The sequence below is a fragment of the Salinibacterium sp. CAN_S4 genome, assembly GCF_015752305.1.
Lineage (GTDB): Bacteria > Actinomycetota > Actinomycetes > Actinomycetales > Microbacteriaceae > Rhodoglobus.
Genome location: NZ_JADOVB010000001.1, coordinates 1074605 through 1099478, shown reverse-complemented (window position 1 = coordinate 1099478; position 24874 = coordinate 1074605). Strand labels below are relative to the sequence as shown.

Sequence of the window (24874 nt, the reverse complement as noted above, 5' to 3'; positions counted from 1 at the left end):
GTCGAATCGAAACTGGGGGTTCAGATTCCGTGGTCGTCGTTGTAGCGTGCCAGCACGTCGTCGATAGGGCCGTCGAGCACGAGGGCGCCTTTATCGAGATACAACCCGCGCGAGCAGAAGCGACTGAGGTCCCGCTCGTTGTGTGAGACGAAGAAGAGGGTGCGCCCGCCTGCGAGCAACTCCTCTATGCGTTTGTAGCATTTCTCGCGGAACGCCTTGTCTCCCACCGCAAGCACCTCGTCGACGAGCACGATCGGCTCTTCGAGCCGCGAGATCACGGCGAACGCGATGCGCACCTTCATTCCGCTCGACAGGTGCTTGTAGGGGGTATCGATGAAGTCGCCGATCTCGGCGAAGGCGATGATCTCGTCGAATTGCGACGTGATCTCGGAGCGCGACATCCCGTGGAGGCCGGCCGTGAGGAAGACGTTCTCGCGCACGGTGAGGTCGTCGACGAAGCCACCCGTGATCTCGATCAGGGGCGCGACTCCTCCTCTCACCGAGACGGAACCTTCGTCGGCGAGGATCACTTCGGCGACGAGCTTGAGCAGCGTGGACTTGCCCTGGCCGTTACGCCCGACCACGCCGATCGCCTCGCCCGCATAGACATCGAAGTCGACGTTCCTGAGCGCCCAGAATTCGTTGGAACGGGCGCGGCGCTTCCTGCTGGCGAACAGGTCCTTGAAATTGCGGCGTGAACGTCGGTTCCGGCGGAAACGGATGCCGGCACCCCGCACGCGGATGACCGGCTCGACCTGTTCGGGCATCAGATCTCCTTCAGCACGGCGCGCTCGGTGCGGGTGAACACGAGGATGCCGACGGCCAGGATGATCAGGCTCATCAGCGCGGCGATCACCACGGGATATCCATCCAACTGCTCGGGGAAATAGGCCGCACGGTACAGCGAGAAGATGCCGGCAAGGGGGTTGAACGACCCGATGAATTCGAGGCCGACGCGCTGCAGGTCGGGAAGCCCGTAGATGATCGGGCTCGCGTAGAAGAGGAACCGCAGGGTGAGCTTCGTGGCGCGCTCGAGGTCACGGAAGAACACGACGAGCGGAGCGACGATCAGCCCGACCCCCATGGTGAGGATGGTCTGCAGGATGATCGCGGGGATGAAGTAGACCGCCTGCCAGTGGAGCGTGGCTCCGGTGATGATCCCGAAGATGATGAGCACGGGCAGGCTCGCGACGAACTCGATCCCTTTGGACAGCACGAGCCGGGCCACCCAGATCGTGCGCGGGATCTTGGTGGAGCGGATGAGTTTCGCCTCACGGATGTACGCGCGCGTCGCGTCAGACACGGCGCCGTTGAACCACATCCAGGGCAGGAGCGCGCACAGCAGGAAGACGATGTAGGGCTGTGACCCGGCACCGCGAGAGAAAACCTGGGTGAAAATGAACCAGTAGATGCCCGCCATGACGAGCGGGTCGAGGATCGACCAGAAATAGCCGAGCACCGAGGTGGAGTACCGCACTCGCAGATCGCGAACGGTCAACAGCCACAACGACTGGCGGTATCGGGCAAACGGCGATCGCAGTCGACGTGGGGCCCCTTCGGCTGACACGCGCTCTATCGTATGGTGTCGCGGGGCTCCGCCAAGACTTCCGCGGATTGGACCTGCCGAGATCTCACCCACGCGTCGACAGCGGGTGAGGTCTCGGCACGCCCGACCCGCGGGTCTGGCCGGTGAAGGCTAGACGAAGAGGTTTGCTCGCTCGAGGTCTTCGGCGAAGTCGACCTCGACCGCGTACAGGTCTGAGATGTCGATGGGCTCGACGAGCATGCGATCCTGCTCGATAGCGAGCTCGATGCCGCGTTCGAAGTAGTCCTGGTCGCCGACGCGCTTGAGCTGGCGCAGCAGCACGGCCTTATCGTCGCGTGAGATGTAGTTGATGCCCACGGCTTCACCCAGGCCGCCCTTCACGGTCTTGGAGAGCTCGCGGATGTAGCCCTCGGCGTCGGTCGTGTACTTCACTTCTTCGTCGGAGACTCGATCCGTGTTGACCGACACGAACGACTGGTCGCGTGCGACGAGTCGTGCAGCCCGCTCGAGGGCGGTGGGGTCGAAGACTACGTCGCCGTTCATCCACAGGACACCACCGGGCGATGACGCCTGAAGTGCGCGCATGAGGCTCTTCGAAGTATTGGTCTGGTCGTACTGCTCGTTATAGACGAACGAGGCTTCGGGGAACGCTTCGATGATGTGCTCGAGCTTGTATCCCACGACGATGGTCACTTTGGCGGCATTGCCGAATGCGTGATGGATGTTGTCGAACTGCTGGCGCATGATGGTGCGACCGTCGGCCAATTCAGTGAGGGGCTTGGGGAGGGATCGACCGAGTCGACTGCCCATACCGGCCGCCAGGATGACGATCTGCGTGGTCACGTTGAGCTCCTAGGTTGTCTCTGGAAAAGAGTAGCAATTCCGGGTGGCATCAGTGTTTGCCTGATGTTCACCGGTGATTGTCAGTCAGGACACGCCGTTGTGCTTCTATCCACACTAACTGTGCAGACTGAAAGTGGTATGAGAAGTTCGCCTTCGTTGTGCGTTCGTGATCGCGACCAGAGGGGGACGAGGCTTGGTACGCTCGAGTTGTGGAAAATGCCTCAGAACCCGACGAGGGCGAAACGCCGCAGATTCCAGCATCTGAACCGGGTGCACAGCCCAATGCGCAGCCGGGTGCGCAGCCCAGTGCGACACCGCGTACCCCATCGCCGCGCAAGCCAGCGGCACCCCGTACGTCGGCTCCGCGCAAGCCTGCAGCCCCGCGCAAGCCGGCGGCTGCCCGATCGACAGCAGCGTCGCGCGCGGCTTCTGCCGCGGCATCCTCAGACTCTTCCCAAGAGGGTGTAACACCGGCTGCGGGGACGGACGATGCTCCTGCAGCGTCCAAGCCCGTTCGCAAGCCTGCCGCCCCGCGGGCAACAACGCCCCGCAAGCCCGCCGCGACATCGGCGGCTGCGTCCCCAGCCGTTGCCGACGGCGCTGTGGGAGATCCGGCCCCGACCGCGAAGGCCACGTCAGCGAAGGCTCCAACTGCAAAGGCTTCGGCCGAGAAGGCTTCGGCCGCGAAAACTCCTGCGGCGAAGCGCACGACTACTCCGCGGTCCTCGAGCGCTCGCACCACCCCGGCAGCTACACGCCCGGCAGCCGCGCGGTCGACGACGCCGCGCAAGACCCCGGCTCCTCGTAAGCCGGCCAGCGCGACGCCCGCCCCCGAGGCAACGGTGTCGCCGGTAGAGATGCCGCAGCTCGATGACGCCGTGGTCGAGAACACCGTCGCAGAGACACCGGTAGGGGAAACGCCTGGGCCAGAAGTGCCGGTTCTCGAGACACCGGTCGGCGAAGAAACTGCCGCTGATGACGCATCCGCTCGGGAGAGCGACACTGCTGCCGTGGAGCCGGTCGAGGCCGGCGACGCACCTAACGGCGACGCACCCGACGACGCCGCACCCGACCACCCAGTGGCCACGACCCCCGTCGACGAGCCCCTCGAGGAACCCACCTCCGTCATCGCGGCCGATGGGTCTGCCGAAGACGTGTCCGAACCCACCGGGGAGGTGGCATCGAAGCCTGACGGGCCGAGTGCAACCCAGGCCGCACTGGCCGGAGCCTCAGCATGGGCGAAGCGAGTGGGTTCTGCCTCACAGTCCCGCGTCTCGGAATTACGCGAGTCTCTCGCCGCCGCCAGGGCCACCAGGGCAGCAAAGGTGGCGGAAGCCGAGGCGATAGCCGAACTCGCGAAAACCTCGGAAGATCCCGATGTCGAGATCCCGTCAGACACCTCGATGCAGGTAACGGATTACATCGCGCCGGATGACATCGCGCCGGACGCCGCCGTCGAGCTGTCCGCCGAAGAAGCCCCGCACCGTGGGGCCCACGACATCGTGCTCTCTGTCACGGGTCTCTCCAAGCGTTTCGATGAGACCGTCGCCGTCGCATCGATCGATCTCGAGGTCAGGGCCGGGGACTTCTACGGAATTGTCGGCCCCAACGGAGCTGGTAAGACCACCACGTTGTCGATGATCACCGGTCTGCTCCGCCCGGACTCCGGCAGCGTCATCGTGCACGGAACCGATGTATGGGGTGACCCGGCCGCGGCGAAACGGCAAATGGGTGTCCTGCCCGACCGTTTGCGCCTGTTCGACCGTCTCACCGGAGCGCAGCTTCTCTATTACTCGGGAATCCTCCGCGGTCTCGACGCATCGGTGGTGCGCAAGCGCAGCGCCGACCTCGCCCAGGCTTTCGGCCTCGAGGAGTCGATGGGCCGACTCGTCACCGACTACTCCGCCGGAATGACGAAGAAGATCGCGCTCGCCGCGGCGATGATCCATTCCCCCCGCATGCTCGTGCTCGACGAGCCGTTCGAATCGGTCGATCCGGTATCGGCGGCGACGGTGACCGAGATCCTCAAGAACTATGCGGCGGCGGGCGGAACGGTCGTGCTGTCAAGCCACAGCATGGATATGGTGCAGCGCATGTGCGACCACGTCGCCGTGGTCGTGAACGGCCAGATCCTCGCCGATGGCACGATCGACGAGGTCAGGAACGGCAAGTCTCTCGAGGAGCGGTTCATCGAACTGACCGGCGGAGTCGAAGTGTCGGAGGGGCTGCAGTGGTTGCACAGTTTCTCCGACTGAAGCTGACCATCGTCGCGAACACCTTCAGGCGCGGCCCAGCGCAGCGCATCGGGATGGTGCTCTCCCTGCTGTGGGGAGTCGCGACGACGGTGATTCTCGCGGCCGGGCTCGTCGACCTGCGCTCCGCGACGCCGGATGTTGCGCGAGTCGTGGTCGTCGTCGTCGGGTCGGGCGTGGTTCTCGGTTTTCTGACGCTCCCTATGGCGTTCGGCATCGACGACACCATCGATCCCCGCCGATTTGCGCTGTTGGGAATCCCTGCGACGCCGCTCGCGCTGCGGCTGGCGGTCGCTGCGAGCCTGAGCGTGCCGGCTTTCGCTGCTGTCGTGCTCGCGATCGCTCAGATAGCGACCTGGAGTCGGGGGCCCCTTCCGGTGCTCGTGGCGATTCTCAGCGCGATCGTGATCGTCCCCACCTGTGTGCTCGCGGCGAGGGTCTCGACGGCTCTTTCCTCCACCTTTCTGTCGAGCAGTCGCGCCCGGGATGGTGTAGGCAACATCGCCGTCGGCGTGCTCGTCATCGGCGCCATCGCCATCGCGGCACTGGCGACCTTCGACTGGCAAAGCCAGGTGCTGCCGATCGTGCGTCGCATCGCTTCCGTTGCCGAGTGGACCCCACTCGGTTCGGCTCTCAGCGCTCCCGGCGACACAGCGCTCGGCCTTGGCGGCCAGGCGGCGGCAAAACTGCTCATTTCCGTCGTGTTCCTTGCAGTGCTCTGGTTCTCGTGGCGTGCTCTCGTCGCCGTCATGCTCGCCCGCCCGGATCACGATGTCAGCGTGCGGCCTCGCTCCAGCCTCGGCTGGTTCGCCCGACTGCCGGCCACTCCGGCCGGTGCAATCGCCGCCAGAAGCCTCACGTACTGGGGCCGCGATTCCCGCTACGGCGTCTCCCTTGCCGTGATTCCGATCATCCCGTTCGTGCTCGTGGCTGCCCTGCTCGTGGGCGGGGTGCCGGGCGAGTTCATCGTCTGGGTGCCGGTGCCCGTGATGTGCCTGTTCCTCGGATGGGCCGTGCACAACGACGTGGCACACGACAGTTCGGCGTTCTGGGTGCACGTCGCGTCGAACACCAGGGGAGTGGATGACCGGGGAGGCCGCATCGTCCCCGCCCTCTTCCTCGGCATCCCGCTCGTTGTCATCGGCAGTCTGGTCACGGTGACCATCTCCGGCGACCAGAGCACGCTGCCGGGACTCATCGGCCTGAGCGCGTGCCTGCTGCTGGCGGGTCTCGGAATCTCCAGCCTCGTCTCGGCAGCGTTCCCGTACGCGGCCGTGCACCCCGGGGACAGCCCGTTCGCGCAGCCCCAGGCCGTCGGTACGGCCGGCTCGGTCGTGCAGTCGCTGTCGTTTGTCTTCACGATCCTGCTGGCGGCCCCTGTTGTCTGGCTGATGGTGCTGTCGACGATCGAGCCCGACAATGACTGGCAACTCTGGGCGCTGGGAGCTGGACTCTCGATCGGCCTGGTCGTGCTCGTGTCCGGTATCGCCTGGGGTGGTCACATCGTCAGCAAGCGCGGTCCAGAGTTGCTCGCGTTCACGCTGCGCAGCTGACGTTCCGCCCTCCGCGATGGAGGCAGCGGACGTACAATCGACCCATGGTTGATTCTTTTCGCATGTCAGATCCTGGCGCGGGTGGCACCGGCGGTGGCACCGGCGGTGGCACCGACACCCTCGACCGCGAACTCGAGGAACTGATCCAGCAGGAGCAGGTCGAAGAGGGCGATCACGAACGCTTTTCGCACTACGCGCCCAAGAACAAGATCATGGAATCTGCGCTGTCGGGAAAGCCGGTGCTCGCGCTGTGCGGCAAGCTCTGGGTGCCCGGTCGTGATCCGCAGAAGTTCCCCGTCTGCCCCACCTGCAAAGAGATCTACGAGACCCTGAAGTAGCGCCTACCGGTAGACGGTCGGGATGACGGGCTCGCCCCGGCTGAGCCTGAGTGCGTCATCCGGCAGCTCGCCGATGGCCGTCGCGTGATGGATGCGCGCAAGCGCGGTGCCCGCGGCCCCGGTGTAGCGTTCGTCGGCGGTTCCCGCGGCCACGAGGGGTGCCAGCAGTGTGCGTTCGGTGGAGTCGGCGGCGGGAGCTGCATCCACATAGATGGTCTCGGCGACGGCAATTTCGTTGCTCAGCGACCTGACCGGGAACTTGCGCCCTCCCACTGTGGCCTTCGCGGCGGACTTCTTTTCGACGTTGACCCAGGTGCCCTCCGAATCGCGATGCGAGACGAGTTTGTAGACCATGCCAGACGCGGGATGACCGGATCCCGTCACGACCGAGGTGCCGACCCCGTACGAGTCGACCGGGGCGGCCCTGAGCGACGCGATCGTGTATTCGTCGAGGTCGTTGGTGACGGTGATGCGCGTGCCTGTCGCGCCGAGCGAGTCGAGCTGCGCCCGCACGGCCGCGACCTGCACGGGGAGGTCACCGGAGTCGATGCGCACAGCTCCGAGGGCGGTGCCGGCGATTTTCACCGCGAGCTCCACTCCGGCCGCGATGTCGTAGGTGTCGACGAGCAGGGTGGTCGAGGGTCCCAGAGCATCGACCTGGGCCTGGAACGCGGCCTCCTCGCTGTCGTGCAGCAGGGTGAACGAGTGCGCGGCGGTTCCCATGGTGGGGATGCCCCAGCGTCTGCCGGCCTCGAGGTTGCTCGTGGCACTGAAGCCGGCGATGAATGCGGCCCTCGCCGCAGCGATGGCCGAATGCTCGCCGGTGCGTCGCGACCCCATCTCCGCCAGCGGCCGGCCGGATGCGGCCGAGACCATCCTGGCCGCGGCAGAGGCGACAGCGGAGTCGTAGTTGAGCACGCTGAGGGTGAGGGTTTCGAGCAGCACGGCCTCGGCGAACGATCCGTCGACGACCAGGATGGGGGAGCCGGGGAAGAACAGCTCTCCTTCGCGGTATCCGCTGATATTGCCGGTGAACCTGTAGTCGGCCAGCCAGTCGATGGTCTCCGGCCGCACCACGGCGTTGTCGCGCAGCCAGCCGAGTTCAGCCTCGCCGAATCGGAACTCCTCGATCAGCGAGAGCAGGCGACCGGTGCCGGCGACGACCCCGTATCGGCGCGAATCCGGCAGCCGTCTCGTGAAGACCTCGAACACGCACTCCCTGTCGTGCGTGCCACTGCCGATCGCGGCATCCAGCATCGTGAGCTCGTAACGGTCTGTGAGGAGTGCTGTGCTCATGATTCGAGCATATGGTCGAGGGATGGATCGCACGCGCCTCACCTTCGCTGGACAACTCGGCGACACCTTCGACGATGGAGGCCCGATGCTGCTGGTCGAGGCGCGCTCGGTGTTCGGTCGACGCAGGATGCACCGGGCCAAAGCCCACGTCATCCTCTCCGCCATCCGCCACCGTGCCGCCGAGCTCGGCTCGAGAGTGGAGTTCCACCAGGCGGACACCTACGCCGAGGTCGTCGACGGTCGCACCGACCTCGAGGTCGTCGACCCGACCTCGTATGAGGCGCGCAGGTTCGTCAGGTCCCGGCCGATCGAAATCCTCCCGTCCCGGGGGTTCATCACCACCGAGGCCGAATTCGCCGAGTGGGCCAGCGGTCGCAAGGGACGCCTGCTCATGGAGGACTTCTACCGGAACGCGAGGGTGCGCTCGGGTCTGCTGATGGAAGGCAACGCGCCGGCGGGCGGGCAATGGAATTACGACCACGACAACCGCAAGTCTCCTCCGAAGGGCGCCGTCACCCTGGGGCTGCCCGAGCCGTGGTGGCCCGTCGAGGACGACATCGATGCAGAAGTCAGGGCCGACCTCGACCGCTGGCAGGCCGACGGCCTCGTCGATCTCGTCGGGCAGGATGAACCGCGCAGGTTCGCGGTCACGGGTGCCGAAGCCCAGCTCGCGCTCGACGACTTCGTGGAGAGCAGGCTCAACGACTTCGGCCCCTTCGAGGATGCGACGCTCACCGGTGACTGGACCATGGCCCATTCCCTGCTGAGTGTTCCGATGAATCTCGGTGTGCTGGATCCCCGCCACGTCGTCGACACCGTGGCCGCTGAGTACAACGCTGGTCGTGCTCCGCTCGCCAGCGTCGAAGGCTTCGTGCGCCAGGTGATGGGATGGCGCGACTACATGTGGCACCTGTACTGGCATCTCGGCGAGGGCTACCGCTATTCGAACAACCATCTCGAGGCGACTGTCGACCTGCCGCGGGAATTCCTCGAGCTCGACGCGGCATCCATCGAAGCCAATTGCCTGCATCACGCCATCGACGGGCTTGCCCGTCACGGCTGGGCCCACCACATCCAGCGGCTGATGATCATCGGGAACTGGGCGCTGCAACGTGGCTACGACCCCGGACAGCTCGACCGGTGGTTCACGGACATGTTCGTCGACGGCACACCATGGGTGATGCCCGCCAACGTCATCGGAATGTCACAGCACGCGGATGGCGGGATCGTGGCGACCAAGCCCTACACGTCCGGCGGCGCGTATATCAACAAAATGAGCGACCACTGCGGCGGTTGTCGCTTCGACCCGAAGGTGCGACTCGGGCCGGACGCCTGCCCATACACCGCGGGCTATTGGGCCTTCCTGGATCGTGCTGCCCCGAAGCTCGTGGGCAATCACAGGATGGCGCAGCCACTCGCTGGCCTGAGGCGACTGTCGGACCGCGAGCAGGTCGTGCACCAGGAGTCGCTGCGCGAAGGGCTCTGAGCGGGATGGCCTGTACCCTCGAACTGTGAACAACGCGCCGATCGGAGTCTTCGACAGCGGCGTGGGTGGGCTCACGGTGGCTCGCGCGATCATCGACCAGCTGCCGCGCGAATCGATCCTCTACGTCGGTGACACCGTGCATTCGCCGTACGGCCCGAAGCCCATCGCCGAGGTGCGCGGCTACGCACTCGAGGTCATGGATGGGCTGGTAGCCGATGGGGTGAAGCTGCTGGTCATCGCCTGCAATACGGCGTCGGCCGCCATGCTGCGGGACGCCAGGGAACGCTTCACCGATGGCTACGGCATTCCCGTGGTGGAGGTGATCCAGCCCGCGGTTCGAGCAGCGGTGCGCCAGACGCGCAACAATCGTGTCGGCGTGATCGGCACTGTCGGCACGGTCAAGTCCCAGGCCTACGAGGATGCGTTTGCCGCGGCATCCGGTCTCGAACTGTTCACGCAGGCGTGCCCGAGATTCGTCGAATTCGTGGAAGCCGGTGTCACCAGCGGCGCCGAACTGTTCGCGGTCGCCGAGGAGTATCTGGCGCCCTTGAAAGCCGCCGATGTCGACACCCTCGTGCTCGGGTGCACCCACTATCCGCTGATGTCGGCTGCGATCCAGTACGTCATGGGCGATTCCGTCGCACTCGTGTCGAGCGCCGAGGAGACGGCGTACGACGTCTACCGCACCCTGGTTGCACACGATCTCGAACGGCATTCTGCCGAAGTCCCGACCTACGCTTTCGAGGCGACGGGCCAGGACAAGGCCGCATTTCTCACCCTGGCGTCACGCTTCCTCGGCCCCGAGGTCGCCAGGGTCAACACTTTCGACACCGGGGCCATCCACATACCGAGAACGGAATACTCATGACCAGGATCGACGGCCGCGCCGCGAACGAATTGCGAAACGTCACCATCGAGCGCGGATGGAGCGACCAGGCCGAAGGCTCTGCGCTCGTCTCGTTCGGGCGAACGAAGGTGCTGTGCACGGCGTCATTCACCAACGGGGTTCCGAGGTGGCTGAATGGCAAGGGCAAGGGCTGGGTCACGGCCGAATATTCGATGCTGCCGCGCAGCACGAACGACCGCATGGATCGCGAATCGGTCAAGGGCAGGATCGGCGGGCGCACGCACGAGATCTCGAGGCTCATCGGTCGCTCGCTCCGTGCCGTCATCGACACCAAGGCGCTCGGTGAGAACACGATCGTGATCGATTGCGACGTGCTGCAGGCCGATGGTGGCACTCGCACCGCGGCGATCACGGGAGCGTATGTCGCTCTCGCCGATGCCGTCGAGTGGGGTCGTTCGAAGGGATTCATCGGTAAGAACGCCAAAGCGATCATCGACTCCGTCGCCGCCGTCAGCGTCGGGATCATCGATGGCGAACCGCTGCTCGACCTGGCCTACACCGAGGATGTCCGGGCCGAGACCGACATGAACGTCGTCGTGACCGGTCGTGGCCTGTTCGTCGAAGTGCAGGGCACGGCCGAAGGCGCGCCGTTCGATCGTCGTGAGCTGGATGTGCTGCTCGACCTCGCGCTCGGTGGAGCGGTCGACCTCACGGCCCTCCAGGTCGCTACTCTCGCCTGAAACGGAGGAATACAGTGAAACTCGTGCTCGCCACCCACAACGCTCATAAGGTCGAGGAGTTGCGCCGCATCCTCGGGGATGCCCTCGACGGCATCGAACTCGTCGGATACGAGGGGCCCGAGCCGGTCGAAGACGGCGACAGCTTCGAAGCGAATGCGCTGATCAAGGCGAGGGCCGCCTCAGCGTTCACCGGGCTGCCGGCCATCGCCGACGACTCGGGGATCTCGGTCGATGCGCTCGACGGGGCTCCGGGCATCCACTCCGCCCGCTATGCCGGAGGCCGGGATGACGCGGCCAACGTGGAGCTGCTGCTCGCCAACCTCGGCGCCGAAGCCAACCGCGCCGCCCACTTCACCTGCGCGGCCGCCCTCGTTGTGCCTCCGCCGGTCGGAGCCCTCGGTCCGGACGGCCCTGCCGAGGATGCTGAGACCCGGGAGTTCGTCGAGCTCGGCATCTGGCAGGGATCCGTGCTGCACGAACCAGCCGGTCCGAACGGATTCGGCTACGACCCCATCTTCAAGCCGGCGGGGCTGTCGGTGAGTTCGGCCGAACTCCGCTCCGAAGAGAAGAACGCGATCAGCCACCGAGCCCTCGCCTTCACGGCGATCATGCCGACGGTGCGCGCGCAGCTGCTCGGGGAGTAGCGGAGGCGGTCACGCTAGAACCCGAGCGGCCCCAGCGTGCCCTTCATCGCGTTCGCGGAGATCGTGAGCAACTCCAGCTCGCGCGGCGAGAATGGCGTGTCGATTACGTGGGTGATCCCGCGGGCACCCACCACGCTCGGGATGGAGAGCGCGACCCCGGAGATGCCGCGATAATCGGTGAGCATCGAGCTCACAGGAAGCACCGCGTGTTCGTCCCGCAGCACCGCTTCGGCAATCCGTGCTGCCGAAAGTCCGATGGCGTAGTTTGTGGCGCCCTTGCCCGCGATCACGCGGTACGCGGCGTTCTTGACATCAGCAGCAATGCGGTCCAACTCTTCGAGGTCGAGGGGTGCGACATCCTTCGTGCGCCATTCGAGAATCGGAACCGGACCCACGCTGGCCTGTGACCAGAGAGCAAACTCAGAGTCGCCATGCTCTCCCACGATCATGGCGTGAACGCTCGAGGCCGACACTCCCACTCGTTTGGCGAGTAGCCATCGCAGGCGGGAACTATCCAGCACGGTACCTGAGGCGAACACGCGTCCGTTCGGAAGCCCGCTGATCGCGAGCGCAGCCACGACCATCACGTCGCAGGGGTTGGTGACCAGCAGGTAGACGGCGTCGGGAGCCCGAGCGACGAGCTTCGGCATCAGGTCGCGAAGGATGTCGACGTTGGTGCTGGCCAGGTCGAGACGGGATTGTCCGGGATGCTGTTTAGCTCCGGCGGTAATCACGATCACGTGGGAGCCGATGACGATATCGAGGTCATCACCGCCACTGATAGAGGTGGACCCGGTAAACAGCGTTCCGTGGGCGAGATCGAGAGTCTCGGCGTCGACCCTGGCCGTGTTCACGTCGTAGAGCACCACCTCGCGCGCGGAGCCCCGGGTGATGGCGGCGTAGGCGATGGAGGTGCCCACCGCCCCTGCGCCGATGATGGCGAGTTTGGAGTTCTCTATCGCGGTCATGGGGCAATCATGCTGCATGGATTGGTATCGCCGGTATAGACCTCCGGCGCAGCAATAGAATTTCGGTATGCCGAAACCTGCGCAGCCGATCGCGGCACCGCCCCGGAAGGCGAGAGCGACCCTGCTTGCGCTCGGACCAGCCTTCGTCGCGGCGATCGCCTACGTCGACCCCGGGAACGTCGCAGCGAATCTCACAGCGGGCGCTCGGTATGGCTACCTGTTGCTCTGGGTGCTGGTTCTCGCGAATGCTATAGCGGTACTCGTCCAGTACCAGTCCGCCAAGGTGGGGATCGTCACCGGGCAGAGCCTGCCGGAGATCCTCGGCGAGCGGCTTCGGACCGGACCACGGCGCGTGTACTGGATCCAGGCCGAGCTCGTGGCGGGAGCCACTGACGTCGCCGAGGTGCTGGGAGGCGCCATAGCGCTCAACCTCCTGTTCGGCGTGCCGCTGCTGCTCGGCGGGTTGATCGTCGGCCTCGCATCGATGGGCCTGCTCCTGTTGCAGTCCCATCGCGGCCAGCGTTCCTTTGAGGCCGTGATCATTACCCTGCTCGGCGTCATCGTCGTCGGTTTCGTGAGCGGGCTCTTCTTGAGTGGCCTGGACCCCGCTGAGGCCGTCGCGGGAATAGTCCCTCGATTCGAGGGCACTGACTCAGTGCTGCTCGCGACGTCGATGCTCGGTGCCACGGTCATGCCCCACGTGATCTACCTGCACTCGGCGCTCGCACGTGACAGGCACGGCGTGACGAAGGATCGGGTGCGGATCCGGAGCCTGCTGTCGGCTACGCGCTGGGACGTCGGGGGAGCGCTGTTCGTGGCCGGTGCCGTGAACATCTCGATGCTGCTGCTGGCCGCCTCCGCCCTCAGGGGAATCGAGGGCACGGACTCGATCGAGGGTGCCCATGCTGCCGTCGTCGCGACCCTGGGCCCCGCCATCGGCGTGATCTTCGCCATCGGGCTGCTGGCCAGTGGTCTCGCCTCCACGAGCGTGGGAACCTATGCTGGCTCCGCGATCATGGGAGGGCTGCTGAAGGTGAAGGTTCCGCTGCTGCTGCGCAGGGCCATCACCCTGGTGCCGGCGCTCGTGGTGCTCGCCGTGGGTTTCGACCCCACTCGCGCGCTGGTTCTCAGCCAGGTCGTGCTGAGTTTCGGCATCCCGTTCGCCCTGGTCCCGCTGGTCTGGCTGGCGAGTTCGAAGACGGTGATGGGGAAGTTCGCGAACCGCCCGTGGCTGAGGTGGAGCGGGTGGATCTCGGCCGCGGCCATCACCGTGCTCAACGTGCTGCTGATCGTGCTCGTGGTGGTGGGTGACTGATGGCCGCGACTCCCACCGCCGTGGAGGACTACGTGAAGGTCATCTACGCGCACACCGAGTGGCAGCCGGTGCCGATCACCACGGGACTGCTGGCCTCCCGCCTGGGGTTGGCTGCATCATCCGTCACCGAAATGGTCAAGAAACTGGTGGCGCTGGGGCTCGCCGTGCACGAGCCGTACGGTGCGATCGACCTGACACCGGATGGCACGGCGCTTGCCCTGCGCATGCTGAGGCGTCACCGGCTTATCGAGACGTGGCTGGTTCAGCACGTCGGCTACGGCTGGGACGAGGTGCACGACGAAGCCGAAGTGCTCGAGCATGCGGTGAGCGACAGGCTGCTGGACGCGCTGGATGCCCAGCTCGGGTTTCCGTCACGCGACCCGCACGGCGATCCGATCCCCACCGCGGACGGCACCGTGACCGTTCCCGCCGCGCTGCTGCTGGCCGACGCCGCTGCCGGCGGCCGGGTGGTGCGCATCAGTGACAGAGACCCCGAGCTCCTCCGCACCCTTGAATCGGAGGGCATCGTCGTCGGAGCGGTGGTCGACGCGCGGCAACGGGCAGCACTCGGCGGCGACGCCCGCGTGTCGATCTGGGTCGAGGCACCGTAGGGTTGCAGGGTGCCTGATGAGACTCCCGCAGACCTTCCGATCGAAGCCCGCATCGCCACTGCGGTCGAGCAGCTCGGCGTCGACACCGTCGTGCTGCGCTCGCTGTCGTTGCTCGCGGGCAATAACGAGGGCGAGGAGTTCCTGCTCGTCGTGGGCGGCGAGCACGCCCGGGGCATTCTCGAGGGAGCCCCAGTGCTGTACTGGCCGGAGCTGTGGGGCACCCGAGCGCTGCTCTACGTCTGGAACGACAGCGCGATCGCCGGCGTGACCGCGGCACTCCAGAACCAGGCCTGGCGAGTCCGCGAGATGGCGACGAGGGTCGCCGCGACACGGGAGCTGGCCCTGCAGGCAGAGGTCGGCGCGCTGCTCACCGATGAGGTCGCGCGGGTTCGTGCGGCGGCGGCACGGGCACTGGGTGCCATCGGGGACGACCTGGAGGTCATCCAGCCACTGCTGAAAGACCCCGAGATCGAGGTGCGCCGCGGTGCCCAGCAGGGGATCGACGCGATCCGCAAGCGCAGGCCCGCCCCGGCGACTCCGGAAGAGGGCTAGTCGCCCAGCTTCTGGTCGAACTTCTTGTCGTCGAGCACCAGCTCGTCGGCCCGGGTGACGTTCACGGTCTGCGCGTTATGCTTTCGTGCCTTGACCACTGACTGGATGTAGTGGAAAACGGTGGGGATGACCGCTATGGCGACGGCCCCGAGCAGGATGATGTCGATGTAGTTGACGACGAAATCACGAACCGGCGGAATGTTGCCGATGAGGAAGCCGACGAACGTCAAGCCGGAGCCCCAGACCACTGCGCCGACCGCGTTGTAAAAGGAGTACTTCTTGTAGTTCATGTGGCCGACGCCGGCCGCCACCGGGGCGAAAGTCCTGACGATCGGTACGAACCTCGCGACGATCACCGCCAGGCCCCCGAACCGCTCGAAGAAGCCGTTGGTGCGCTTCACGTTCTCAATGCTGAAGAGCCCGGTTTCTTTGCGCTCGAAGATTCGTGGGCCGGCCTTATGGCCGATCAGATAGCCGACCTCTCCTCCGAGAAATGCTGCAAGGCTGATGGCGAGGCACACCCACCAGATCGGGATCTTGATCCCTGTCGGGTCGTCGACCATCGTGCCGGTGAAGGTGAGAAGCCCTGTGATGATCAAGAGCGTGTCGCCGGGGAGGAGGAATCCCAGCAAAAGGCCAGTCTCCGCGAACACGATCAGGCACACGCCGAGCAGAGCGAACGGGCCGAAACCCTCGATCAGGTTGGCCGGATCGAGCCACGGAATCAGTGCGGTATGGATCAAGGCGGGAACTCCAAAGTCGTCGGTTGCCGTAAACGTCAATCGGCGGCCGTCAGGTGGTGAACTCAGAGTACTCTTTCAGCCGTCGTCTGAAACTGGGGTGAACCCCCCAATCCGGCCGAATTCTCCATCGTCAACCCCTGTCGTTATACGGCGCGGACTTTTAGTGTGGTGCGCATGACAGACACAGAGAACACCACAGATTCAGACGCCGACACAGCCTCGGGCGGAGCTCCGGAAGAGCCGGACCACAGCACCGTAGGGCAGGGCGGGACCACGAAGGATGCCTCGGACGACAACGGCACGCCGGTCGAGAACCCCGCGGGCTGAATGGCGGAGGATCCAGCCGTCGATGATGAGCGCTGGTTCGTCATCGACGGTCGCCGGTGGCGCCGAACCGACCCGTCTCTTCCTGTCCCCGTCGTCGACGCTCTGACGTCGCATCTGGGGCGGGGCAGGTCCGCGGTCCGAGTGGCGAAAGCTCACCAGGACGAGGCCCGGCTGGCTGACGCACGACGTCGGGTTTCTCTCGCGAAACACGGTCTGGGAGAGCGCGGACCGCGCTGGTGGGAGGAGCCTGAGCAGGCTCGGCTCGCGCAGGCCGAAGACGCGCTGAAGAAACTCGACGCACTCGGGAACGATCAGGAGCAGTGAGCGGTTGACCACCAGTATGCGATCGATCATCTACTCCCAGCCCGGTTCGCCCGATGTTCTGCGGCTTGTCGAACGTGATATTCCTGAACCCGGACCCGGCGAGGTGCGGGTGCGTATCGCTGTGTCCGGCGTCAACCCGACTGACTGGAAATCTCGGGCCAACGGCCCACTCGAATTCCCCGAGGTCACGCCGAACCAGGATGGCGCCGGAACCGTCGACGCTGTCGGGGAGGGCGTCACGGCGCTCGCCGCGGGTGACCGGGTGTGGACGTACCTGTCAGCACGCAACCGCCCCACCGGAACGGCCCAGGAGTTCACAGTCCTTCCGGTCCAGCGGGTCGCAAAGCTGCCGGATTCCACAACTTTCGACATCGGCGCCACAATGGGTGTGCCGGCGCTGACGGCACATCGCGCCCTCACGGTGCTGGAGGGTGGGCCGACGAGGCTCCACCCTGGAGCGCTCGACGGCAAGACCGTGCTTGTCGCGGGTGGTGCCGGAGCGGTCGGTCACGCGGCCATCCAACTCGCCCGCTGGGCCGGTGCAACGGTGATCACGACGATCTCCAGCGATGAGAAGGCAACGCTCGCCCGGTCAGCCGGCGCGCACCACATCGTGAACTACCGCACCGAGGACGCCGCGGGCGCCATCACCGCGATCGCCCCGCAGGGCGTCGACATCGTCGTCGAGGTGTCAATCGTGCAGAACGCCGCGCTCGTTGCAGAGATCGCAGCGCCGCGCGCGGTCGTCTCGATGTACGCCGATGACGGCGGGGACACGGCGTCCATCGCGGTCCGCCCGAACATGGTGAAGAACATCCGGTACCAGTTCGTGCTGCTCTACACGGTCGGCGACGAGGCCATGGCTAACGCTGTCGACGACGTCACCGAGGCGCTCGTCGCTGGCGTGCTTCCCGTGGGTGAGGAGCACGGGTTGCCGCTCCTGCGCTTCACCCTTGCTGAGACGGCAGCGGCGCACCAGACAGTTCAGGATGGCGCCGTCGGCAAGGTGCTGATCGACGTCGCTGGCTGAGATTCCGCCGAACGATCCGTACAGTGCGGAAGGCGGGACTTGAACCCGCACGCCCTTTCGGGCACAGGAACCTAAATCCTGCGTGTCTGCCAATTTCACCACTCCCGCTGGCTGCTCGATTCTATCGCCGCCACGCCGCACCCCGGATCCCGTGAGGGCACCCTAACTCCCAGCGCGGAGGGTGTAATTTGGATCGAGCGCTTCTTGATCGGCGCAGTCCCACGATGAAGGAGAACGACATCAGCGTTCACGAGCTCCAGCCGAGCCTTTTCACTCTCGATACCGCCACCGCCGAAGCGATTCGCACCGCAGCGATCACCATCACCGCCGACGCGAACACCGAGCCGGATGAGTTCGGGCGCCAGGCTCTCGCCGCATCGTTCACACTTCCGGAGGATGTTCGAGCAGCGCTGCTGAACTTCTCGGACGTGGGCTCAGACACGGGCATCCTCGTCGTGCGCGGATTGATCGTCGACCCCGACCTCATCGACACTCCTCTCGACAACAAGTCGGGCATCAGCGCGAAAACCGTGTTCGCCAAGGAGATGGCTGTTCTCGCACACCTGCTCGGCAGCATGGTTGCTTACGAGGCCGAGGGCAACGGACACCTCATCCAGGACATGGTGCCCAACCCGAAGCTCGCCACCACCCAGCAGTCGCAGGGTTCCAAGGTGGAGCTCGAGGCCCACACCGAGCAGTGCTTCTCCGCGTTCAAGCCCGACTACGTGATCCTGGGCGCGCTTCGCGGCGACCCCGAGGCCTACACGTATGCGTTCTCAGGTCGAAAGATCACCGAGCTGATGTCCGACGACGAGGTCGCGATGCTGCGTCGCCCGTTGTGGGCGACCATGATCGACGAATCATTCCGTCCCTACATCCCGGACCCCGAGGCGATCCGCGGCCCGTTCGCGATCCTTAACGGACCGGAGGACGACCCGTACGTCCTCATCGACCAGGACCTCATGCACGGCATCACCGCCGAAGCGCAGGAGCTGCTGCAGAAGGTCGTGAAGGTCTACATCGAGCACCGTGACGGCCACAACCTGCAGGCCGGCGACCTTCTCATGCTCGACAATCTCCGCGCGATGCACGGTCGTTCCATGTACACGCCGCGCTTCGACGGCAAAGACCGGTTCATCGCTCGCGGCTTCGTGGTGCGCGACCGTCGCCGCCTGTGGCCGCAGCTCCTGGGCGACCGCCGCACCGTCGGCGCCGTCCACAGCTAGGTTCGTGTCCCGGTCACGCTCCGGCCGGGGTACGATTCGAAAATGAGCCCCGAAGACGCCGCCGCAGTGTTGGGCGTCTCGCTGGATGCGTCGGCCGCCGACATCGAGAGCGCGTACCGTCGGCGTGCCAGAACCACGCATCCTGACCGATTCGTGGATGCCACGCGCTCGCGTGAGGCAACCCGCGAGTTCATCGGGGTGGTCGAGGCTCACGACGTGCTCGTGTCGCGACTGGGAGCAGCGCCATCCGGCGCGATTCCGTTCGCGAGTGGACCTGTATTGCGCCCCATCCCTCGACCGCGGAGCCGACTTCTGCTCGGCACCTGGGCGGGAGTGACGCTCGTAGCGATCTTCGTCTCGATTTACGCCGGTGCGCCGGCGTGGGGCATCTGGGAGCCCCTCGCGCGCTATGGATTGATCTTCGTGTCACTGATGGCGTTCGCCCTGACGGGCAGGACGCCGTGGCTCGTGACAGCCCTGCTGGTGCTCGCTGTCACCGCGGTCATCACGCTCGTCGCCACCACCCTGGGCGCGCTGCTCGGGCTGTTCCTGCTGGTCGCCCCCATCTACGGGCTCGTGACCATCGGTCGCGAGGTCGCTGTTCGCCGTGCGCGACTGGGGCACGTCTAGTCCGTCAGATCGCCGCCCTGTGGATAACCGCAGACGCTCATCACAGGGATCACGGATGATCGGCGGATGTCCATCGCCCTCGCCCAGATCGCGGAGCAGGTGCGCGAGCGGGTGCGACGTGACGGCGTCGATCTCGGTACCGATGCGGATCTCGCGTCCCGCTACGTTCACGACGAGGTGCGGCGCTACAGCGAGCGGGCCCTCGGCGGTTCGGTTCCGCTGCTGGGCGACGAAGCGCAGGCTGCGAGGCTCCTCGTCGCCACGCTCACCGGCTTCGGCGCGCTGCAGCCCTTCTTCGATGACGCCGAGGTCGAGGAGATCTGGATCAATGCGCCTGACGCTATTTTCGTCGCGCGAAACGGAGTGCCGGAGCGCACGAGCATCGCCCTGACCGACAGCGAGGTGCGCGACCTCGTGGAGCGGATGCTGCAGAGCTCAGGTCGCCGAGTCGACCTGAGCTCGCCGTTCGTAGACGCCTCCCTTCCCGACGGATCGCGGCTGCACGTGGTGATCCCGGACATCACCCGCAAACACTGGGCAGTCAACGTGCGAAAGTTCAGCCAGCGCATCCGGGACCTGCACCGACTGGTGGCGCTCGGCAGCCTCACGACGCAGGCGGCCGAGTTCCTGCGGATGTGCGTGCTTTCGGGGCAGAACATCCTCGTCTCCGGTGCGACCCAGAGTGGCAAGACGACGATGCTCAACGCGCTGCTGTCGGCCACCCGCCCGGCCGAACGCATCATCACCGTCGAGGAGACCTTCGAACTGTCGATCATCGGGCGTGACTCGATCGCGATGCAGTGTCGCCAGCCCAGCCTCGAGGGCACGGGCGAGATCAGCCTGCGCCGGCTGATCAAGGAGTCGCTCAGGATGCGCCCGGACCGGCTCGTGGTCGGCGAGGTGCGCGAGGCGGAGTCGCTCGACCTCCTCATCGCGCTCAACAGTGGCTTGCCGGGCATGTCGAGCATCCACGCCAACAATGCGAGGGATGCCCTCATCAAGCTGTCGACGCTGCCGTTGCTGGCGGGGCGCAACATCGACTCATCGTTCGTCGTTCCGACCGTGGCATCCTGCATCGACGTCGTGGTGCACTGCGAGTTGGATCGTACAGGCCGACGACGGGTGGTGGAGATCGTTGCACCGAGCGGCCAGGTGACCTCTGGGGTCATCGAGGCGAGCCCGATCTTCGCGATGGGCTCCGGTGGGCTCGAAGCCACGGGCGGATACCCGGGTCGATCGGTCAAATTCTCGGCTGCGGGGTTCGATCCGGCGTCGGTACTCGCAGGGTCGAGATGAGTGCCGCGCTGGGACTCCTGCTCGGGGCTGGGATCCTCCTCACTCTCTCCCCGGTGCTGTGGCCGAAGGGTGCGACGGAAGCGACTCCGTCTGCCCTCATGCGGCGGCAGCGGGAGAGGCTCGTGCAGGCAGGGCTTTCTCGCATCAGCCCTGCCACGGTGATCGCGGTGGCCGCGTTGCTGGCCGTGGTGTCCGCATCCATCGTGTTCGCGTTGCTCTCGGTGGTGGTCCTGGCTGTTGCGACCGGGGTGGTCGCCTTTCTGGTCCCGTTCCTGCTGATCGGCTGGCGAGCTCGAGCCCAGCGAAAGCTCAACAGGGTCGTCTGGCCGGATGTCGTTGATCAACTCGTGTCTGCCGTGCGTTCGGGACTCGCGCTTCCCGACAGCGTCATGACGCTCGCGGCCACGGGTCCGGCTGCGACGCGCGCGCAGTTCGCGGTCTTTGCGGCCGAATACAGGGCCACCGGCAACTTCGCCTCCTGTCTCGACGGGTTGAAGGCGCGCTTGGCCGATCCTGTCGCGGATCGCATTCTCGAAACGCTGCGGATGTCACGTGAGGTGGGAGGCAGCGAGCTCACGACCGTTCTTCGGAATCTCAGCGCCTACCTGCGTCAGGAGAGCGCGATCCGCTCCGAGGTCGAGGCGAGGCAATCCTGGGTCATGAATGCCGCGAAGCTCGGCGTCGCATCGCCCTGGGTCGTCCTGCTTCTGCTGGCCACCAGGCCCGAGGCGGCGGCGGCTTACAACTCGCCGGGTGGCGCGACTCTCATCGTGGTGGGTCTCGTCGTCTCGTTCTTCGCCTATCGGCTCATGATCGGCATCGGCAGGATTCCGGATGAACGGCGGTGGTTCGCGTGACACAACTCGTCGCGTGGGCGGTCGTGGCCGGCATCGGGCTGGGGTTCGGGCTGTGGTGCCTGGCCAGCATGATGCCCAGGATGAGTCGCCCGAGGCTCGCGCGCCGGGTCGCCCCGTACCTCGTCGACATCTCACCTCAGGCTCGCGAGATGCTGGCTCCCGCAGCGCCGGGCCCGCTTCCCGTACTCGGCATGCTCCTGGAACCTGTCGCATCGCGGGCCAGGGCGGCACTGGAAAGCACGCTCGGAGGTTCGGAGATTATCGCGAGGCGACTCCGGCAGTCTGGATCTCCCACGACGGTGGAGGCCTTCCGTTCCCAACAACTGCTGTGGGGGCTTGGTGGGGCGGTGGTCGGCGTGACCGTGGCGGTTGCTGCGGCGCAGACCCAGCCCGTGGCTGTGCCCATCCAGGTGGTGCTTGTCGCCCTGTTTTCTGCTGCAGGAGTATTCGGTCGTGACCAGCTGCTCCAGAGGGCGGCGAAGAAGCGCCTCGAACGACTGTCGAGCGAGTTGCCGGTCGTGTTGGAGTTCCTCACGCTCAGCCTCTCCGCGGGTGAGGGGATCCTCGATGCCATGCGCCGCATCTCGAAGGTCAGTGCGGGGGAGTTGTCTCGCGAACTGGCGGGGGTCGTGGCATCCGTCAATACCGGTCTGCCGCTGGCCGACACTCTGACTTCGCTGGCTGTGGACCTCGAACTGCCGGCCTTCTCGCGTTGTGTCGAGCAGCTTGTGGGCGGCCTCGAGCGGGGAACGCCGCTCGCCGAGGTGCTGAGGGCGCAGGCCCAGGATTCGCGGGACGATGCCAAGCGCAACCTCCTCGAGTCGGCCGGCAGGAAGGAAATAGCGATGCTGTTTCCGCTGGTGTTCCTGATTCTCCCGGTGACGATCCTGTTCGCCGTCTACCCAGGGATCTTCGTGCTGCAGGTCGGGTTCTGATCTACGCTGTGGCCCTGAAGTTATCCAGATACAACGTCCATGACATTGGGCACGAGGAAAACCACTCCGATAGCGGCGATCGCGAAGCTCCAGTGACGCAGCCGCAAAAAGAACAGTGTTGAAGACTCGACCTTGGGAAACGCATCTGGGCGATCCAACTTTGGTTCCACGATCTTCACCGCGAAAAGCCAATTGGCGATGGCTCCCAGACCGAATCCGAACACGAGTGCGATCACATTCCACCATCCGTTAGTGGCCGTGATGTCGAGCAGGTTCCGAAGGAGCGCGCTCACCCCAACCCAAACAAGGAATCCGAGTACGAGGAAGACGAGTCCCAATGGTCCCCATCGGCGCCACAGGACGATGATCATGGCTCAAGTTATATGCCACGGTCTATAGGCGTCAACCTGTTCAGATCCCGCACGGGGAGCGGGGATCACGTCACCGATGCCCGGTTGTGCGATTGACGAAAACGGGGAGAGCCCTCAGGATCACGCGGGGCACTCAGAGCCATTCGCATCACGACCGAATTGTGCGCCGAAGGCATCACAATGCCTGTGGAAAACCTCAGCGAGCCCCCGCCGATCGGCGCATGATGTGCGGGTGATCATCACCAACCGGAGGCCGACATGACCCGACAGCGACGCCTTGCACGTGTGATTTACGGGGAACGCGGCGACGTCCCCGGCTGGGTGCTCATCACACTCATGACAGCCGGCCTGGTGATCATCATCTGGGGGCTCGCCGGCCCCGCCCTCAGCTCGGTCTTCCAGCAGGCGATCGACCGCGTCAGCGGATTCTGATCCGCGCCGATGAACCGCGGCAGGGGGTGGGCCGCCGATGACGGCTCGGCCGTGGCCGAGTTCGTCATGGTGAGCGGCCTGCTGGTCATCCTGACCCTGAGCGTCATCCAGCTCGGTCTCGTGCTCTTTATCCGCAATACGGTGGTGGATGCCGCGGCCGAGGGCGCTCGCTTCGGGGCGCTCGCCGACAACTCGGCCACGGACGGCATCGCGCGATCCGTCGACCTCATCGCCACCGCCCTCGGGCCGGGTTACGCGACCGATGTGACAGCGTCCACGGGAAGCTACCTCGGCCACCCGGCGCTGACCGTCACGGTGCGTGCGCCGCTTCCCCTCATCGGGCTTATCGGGCTCGAGCGCGGGCTGGAGGTGTCCGGTCATGCTGCCATCGAGTCGCTCGACTGACCGGTCCGTGCTGTGGGCCGATGACAGCGGCTCCGCCTCCCTCGAGTTCATCACCGCCGGACTCGTGCTTCTCGTTCCCCTCGTCTATCTCGTTCTCGCAATGTCATCGATCCAGGCGGGCTCGCTCGCGGTCGAGGGTGCCGCGCGCCAGGCGTCGAGGGTCTTCGTGCAGTCCGGCGATATCGCAACAGCGCAGTCGAGCGCCATCCGGGCTGTGGAGTTCGCACTCACCGATCACGGCATCGACCCGGATTCGGCCTCCATCGTGGTCGCGTGCGCGCCGGACCCGTCGAACTGCCTCACCCGTCGCGGTTTCGTCACGGTGACTGTCGAGTTGTCTGCACCGCTTCCGCTGGTGCCGCCCGTGCTCGTCGGGGACTTCCCGGTCGCGGTTCCGCTGTCAGCAAGTTCGACCCAGCAGGTCTCAAGGTTTTGGGGCGGCGGATGATCCGGCTCCGCTCGAAGCTGTCCGATGAGTCGGGCTCCACCCTGCCGCTGATCATCTTCTTCGGCTTTCTCTGCCTCGTCCTGATTCTGCTCGTGGTGTCAGCGACCTCGCTCTACCTGGAACGGAAGCGACTCTTCACTCTCGCCGACGGCGCAGCACTGGTCGGAGCGGAGGCGTTCAGCCTCGAGGATGTCGAACTCACCGGTGCCGGGGTGCGTCCACGACTGTCTGACGCCGAGGTCGCTGCCGCAGTGGAGTCCTATGTCGCGTCCACGCCGGCCGCCGGATTCGAGGGGCTGACGATCGAGCGCTCCGGGACCCTCGACGGCCGCAGCGCGACTGTCACACTGTCGTGCTGGTGGCATCCACCGGTCGTCTCGATTCTGGTGCCCGACGGACTGCGCCTCGAGGTGACCTCAGTGGGTAGATCCGTCTTCGACTGAACCTCGGTGCTTGAACGCGCGCTCGACTAGCTGTTGGCGTTCAGCTCGGTTTCGTACGCGGATGCCGCGGCCATGATCTCGTCCTCGGTGACGAAGTCGTCACCCTCAAGGAGGTAGGGCCGCTGAACATCGAGACCGTCCGCGCAGAGCACGTCATCGTGCCAGTCATCGTTATACGTCGGATCGTAATAGCAGGACCAGGCTGAGTCGACGAGCGTGTCCGAGAAGTCGCTGTCATCGGCCGGGAGGATCGGTGGCTCGACAGGATTCACCACCGGCGACTCCACGAGCTCATTCGGGATGTTTCCGAGCCCCAGGCTGCTGCACCCCGCCAAGGCGCAGGCGGCGGTCAAGGCAGCGGCAGTTATCAGAGTGATCCTCACCACTGAAACGATACCGGCCGGCCGAACAACCCG

At 65.6% G+C, this 24874-nt stretch carries 30 protein-coding genes and 1 tRNA gene; 22 read left to right on the top strand and 9 right to left on the bottom strand.

Features of this window, described 5'->3' with window-relative positions; translation table 11 throughout:
• Nucleotides 1–20 precede the first annotated feature (20 nt).
• The 3 genes from IWX81_RS05480 to IWX81_RS05470 form a co-directional block, all read right to left on the bottom strand.
• The gene (locus tag IWX81_RS05480) at nt 21–767 is read right to left on the bottom strand and encodes an ABC transporter ATP-binding protein (RefSeq protein WP_199280192.1); all 747 of its coding nucleotides are present in this window, start codon (nt 765–767) and stop codon (nt 21–23) included.
• A complete protein-coding gene (locus tag IWX81_RS05475) occupies nt 767–1567 on the bottom strand; it encodes an ABC transporter permease (RefSeq protein ID WP_334593161.1) in 801 nt (266 codons plus the stop codon). Before IWX81_RS05475 ends, IWX81_RS05480 begins: the two co-directional genes overlap by 1 nt.
• A 129-nt stretch (nt 1568–1696) precedes the next feature.
• Nucleotides 1697–2389 (bottom strand): phosphocholine cytidylyltransferase family protein, encoded by a 693-nt coding sequence (locus IWX81_RS05470; protein ID WP_199280191.1) that lies wholly within the window; start codon nt 2387–2389, stop codon nt 1697–1699.
• 602 nt (nt 2390–2991) lie between these two features.
• Here IWX81_RS05470 and IWX81_RS14950 point away from each other — a divergent pair.
• From IWX81_RS14950 to IWX81_RS05455, 3 genes are read left to right on the top strand one after another with little or no spacing between them, the layout of a single operon-like run.
• Nucleotides 2992–4644 (top strand): ABC transporter ATP-binding protein, encoded by a 1653-nt coding sequence (locus IWX81_RS14950; RefSeq protein WP_334593159.1) that lies wholly within the window; start codon nt 2992–2994, stop codon nt 4642–4644.
• Nucleotides 4620–6194: a hypothetical protein gene (locus IWX81_RS05460; RefSeq protein WP_334593157.1), complete on the top strand. Its 1575-nt coding sequence runs from the start codon at nt 4620–4622 to the stop codon at nt 6192–6194. The genes IWX81_RS14950 and IWX81_RS05460 overlap by 25 nt, the downstream gene beginning before the upstream one ends.
• Nucleotides 6195–6238: 44 nt before the next feature.
• Complete coding sequence (locus IWX81_RS05455; protein WP_334593155.1) at nt 6239–6532, top strand: DUF3039 domain-containing protein; 294 nt, start codon at nt 6239–6241, stop codon at nt 6530–6532.
• Nucleotides 6533–6535: 3 nt separating this feature from the next.
• On the opposite strand, the gene IWX81_RS05450 is transcribed toward IWX81_RS05455, so the two are convergent.
• Complete coding sequence (locus IWX81_RS05450; RefSeq protein WP_199280190.1) at nt 6536–7828, bottom strand: nicotinate phosphoribosyltransferase; 1293 nt, start codon at nt 7826–7828, stop codon at nt 6536–6538.
• A gap of 22 nt (nt 7829–7850) precedes the next feature.
• On the opposite strand from IWX81_RS05450, the gene IWX81_RS05445 reads away from it, so the two are divergent.
• From IWX81_RS05445 to rdgB, 4 genes are read left to right on the top strand one after another with little or no spacing between them, the layout of a single operon-like run.
• Nucleotides 7851–9314 (top strand): cryptochrome/photolyase family protein, encoded by a 1464-nt coding sequence (locus IWX81_RS05445; RefSeq protein WP_199280189.1) that lies wholly within the window; start codon nt 7851–7853, stop codon nt 9312–9314.
• 25 nt (nt 9315–9339) lie between these two features.
• Nucleotides 9340–10182: a glutamate racemase gene (murI, locus tag IWX81_RS05440; RefSeq protein ID WP_199280188.1), complete on the top strand. Its 843-nt coding sequence runs from the start codon at nt 9340–9342 to the stop codon at nt 10180–10182.
• Nucleotides 10179–10901: a ribonuclease PH gene (gene rph, locus IWX81_RS05435; RefSeq protein WP_199280187.1), complete on the top strand. Its 723-nt coding sequence runs from the start codon at nt 10179–10181 to the stop codon at nt 10899–10901. Before murI ends, rph begins: the two co-directional genes overlap by 4 nt.
• A 14-nt stretch (nt 10902–10915) precedes the next feature.
• Complete coding sequence (gene rdgB, locus IWX81_RS05430; protein ID WP_199280186.1) at nt 10916–11545, top strand: RdgB/HAM1 family non-canonical purine NTP pyrophosphatase; 630 nt, start codon at nt 10916–10918, stop codon at nt 11543–11545.
• A gap of 14 nt (nt 11546–11559) precedes the next feature.
• Here the strand turns inward: rdgB and IWX81_RS05425 are convergent, their stop codons facing one another.
• Nucleotides 11560–12513 (bottom strand): L-lactate dehydrogenase, encoded by a 954-nt coding sequence (locus tag IWX81_RS05425; protein ID WP_199280185.1) that lies wholly within the window; start codon nt 12511–12513, stop codon nt 11560–11562.
• 67 nt (nt 12514–12580) lie between these two features.
• On the opposite strand from IWX81_RS05425, the gene IWX81_RS05420 reads away from it, so the two are divergent.
• The 3 genes from IWX81_RS05420 to IWX81_RS05410 are packed head-to-tail and all read left to right on the top strand — an operon-like array spanning nt 12581 to nt 14991.
• Nucleotides 12581–13828 carry an Nramp family divalent metal transporter gene (locus IWX81_RS05420; protein WP_199280184.1) on the top strand — a complete coding sequence of 416 codons (1248 nt, stop codon included), beginning with the start codon at nt 12581–12583 and terminating at the stop codon, nt 13826–13828.
• Nucleotides 13828–14439, top strand: coding sequence for a metal-dependent transcriptional regulator (locus IWX81_RS05415; RefSeq protein ID WP_442977619.1), 612 nt, complete (start codon nt 13828–13830; stop codon nt 14437–14439). Before IWX81_RS05420 ends, IWX81_RS05415 begins: the two co-directional genes overlap by 1 nt.
• A 9-nt stretch (nt 14440–14448) precedes the next feature.
• Complete coding sequence (locus tag IWX81_RS05410; RefSeq protein ID WP_199280183.1) at nt 14449–14991, top strand: HEAT repeat domain-containing protein; 543 nt, start codon at nt 14449–14451, stop codon at nt 14989–14991.
• On the opposite strand, the gene IWX81_RS05405 is transcribed toward IWX81_RS05410, so the two are convergent.
• Entirely contained in the window at nt 14988–15731 is a 744-nt protein-coding gene (locus IWX81_RS05405; protein WP_442977631.1) for a DedA family protein, read from the bottom strand. The two genes, IWX81_RS05410 and IWX81_RS05405, sit on opposite strands and share 4 nt — an antisense overlap.
• 177 nt (nt 15732–15908) lie before the next feature.
• Between IWX81_RS05405 and IWX81_RS05400 the strand changes: the two genes are divergently transcribed.
• The 3 genes from IWX81_RS05400 to IWX81_RS05390 are packed head-to-tail and all read left to right on the top strand — an operon-like array spanning nt 15909 to nt 17415.
• A complete protein-coding gene (locus IWX81_RS05400) occupies nt 15909–16061 on the top strand; it encodes a hypothetical protein (RefSeq protein ID WP_199280181.1) in 153 nt (50 codons plus the stop codon).
• A complete protein-coding gene (locus IWX81_RS05395; protein WP_199280180.1) occupies nt 16062–16385 on the top strand; it encodes a biopolymer transporter Tol in 324 nt (107 codons plus the stop codon).
• 16 nt (nt 16386–16401) lie between these two features.
• Nucleotides 16402–17415, top strand: coding sequence for an NADPH:quinone reductase (locus IWX81_RS05390; protein WP_199280179.1), 1014 nt, complete (start codon nt 16402–16404; stop codon nt 17413–17415).
• Between the two features lie 24 nt (nt 17416–17439).
• Here IWX81_RS05390 and IWX81_RS05385 read toward each other — a convergent pair.
• Nucleotides 17440–17523: transfer RNA gene (locus IWX81_RS05385), tRNA-Leu, on the bottom strand.
• Between the two features lie 116 nt (nt 17524–17639).
• Between IWX81_RS05385 and IWX81_RS05380 the strand changes: the two genes are divergently transcribed.
• From IWX81_RS05380 to IWX81_RS05360, 5 genes are all read left to right on the top strand, one after another.
• Complete coding sequence (locus IWX81_RS05380) at nt 17640–18641, top strand: TauD/TfdA family dioxygenase (RefSeq protein ID WP_199280178.1); 1002 nt, start codon at nt 17640–17642, stop codon at nt 18639–18641.
• A gap of 42 nt (nt 18642–18683) precedes the next feature.
• Nucleotides 18684–19271: a J domain-containing protein gene (locus IWX81_RS05375; protein ID WP_199280177.1), complete on the top strand. Its 588-nt coding sequence runs from the start codon at nt 18684–18686 to the stop codon at nt 19269–19271.
• A 66-nt stretch (nt 19272–19337) separates the two neighbouring features.
• Nucleotides 19338–20567: a CpaF family protein gene (locus tag IWX81_RS05370; protein ID WP_199280176.1), complete on the top strand. Its 1230-nt coding sequence runs from the start codon at nt 19338–19340 to the stop codon at nt 20565–20567.
• Nucleotides 20564–21424, top strand: a complete 861-nt coding sequence (locus tag IWX81_RS05365; RefSeq protein WP_199280175.1) for a type II secretion system F family protein — start codon at nt 20564–20566, stop codon at nt 21422–21424. The genes IWX81_RS05370 and IWX81_RS05365 overlap by 4 nt, the downstream gene beginning before the upstream one ends.
• Nucleotides 21421–22359, top strand: coding sequence for a type II secretion system F family protein (locus IWX81_RS05360; RefSeq protein WP_199280174.1), 939 nt, complete (start codon nt 21421–21423; stop codon nt 22357–22359). Before IWX81_RS05365 ends, IWX81_RS05360 begins: the two co-directional genes overlap by 4 nt.
• Nucleotides 22360–22379: 20 nt before the next feature.
• On the opposite strand, the gene IWX81_RS05355 is transcribed toward IWX81_RS05360, so the two are convergent.
• Entirely contained in the window at nt 22380–22730 is a 351-nt protein-coding gene (locus IWX81_RS05355) for a hypothetical protein (protein WP_199280173.1), read from the bottom strand.
• 258 nt (nt 22731–22988) lie between these two features.
• On the opposite strand from IWX81_RS05355, the gene IWX81_RS05350 reads away from it, so the two are divergent.
• The 4 genes from IWX81_RS05350 to IWX81_RS05335 are packed head-to-tail and all read left to right on the top strand — an operon-like array spanning nt 22989 to nt 24458.
• A complete protein-coding gene (locus IWX81_RS05350; protein WP_199280172.1) occupies nt 22989–23162 on the top strand; it encodes a hypothetical protein in 174 nt (57 codons plus the stop codon).
• Nucleotides 23163–23171: 9 nt separating this feature from the next.
• Nucleotides 23172–23567, top strand: a complete 396-nt coding sequence (locus IWX81_RS05345; protein WP_199280171.1) for a TadE family protein — start codon at nt 23172–23174, stop codon at nt 23565–23567.
• Nucleotides 23542–24015 carry a hypothetical protein gene (locus IWX81_RS05340; protein WP_199280170.1) on the top strand — a complete coding sequence of 158 codons (474 nt, stop codon included), beginning with the start codon at nt 23542–23544 and terminating at the stop codon, nt 24013–24015. Before IWX81_RS05345 ends, IWX81_RS05340 begins: the two co-directional genes overlap by 26 nt.
• Nucleotides 24012–24458, top strand: coding sequence for a pilus assembly protein TadG-related protein (locus tag IWX81_RS05335; RefSeq protein WP_199280169.1), 447 nt, complete (start codon nt 24012–24014; stop codon nt 24456–24458). Before IWX81_RS05340 ends, IWX81_RS05335 begins: the two co-directional genes overlap by 4 nt.
• 26 nt (nt 24459–24484) lie before the next feature.
• Here the strand turns inward: IWX81_RS05335 and IWX81_RS05330 are convergent, their stop codons facing one another.
• Nucleotides 24485–24841, bottom strand: coding sequence for a hypothetical protein (locus IWX81_RS05330; protein WP_199280168.1), 357 nt, complete (start codon nt 24839–24841; stop codon nt 24485–24487).
• Between the last annotated feature and the right edge of the window lie 33 nt (nt 24842–24874).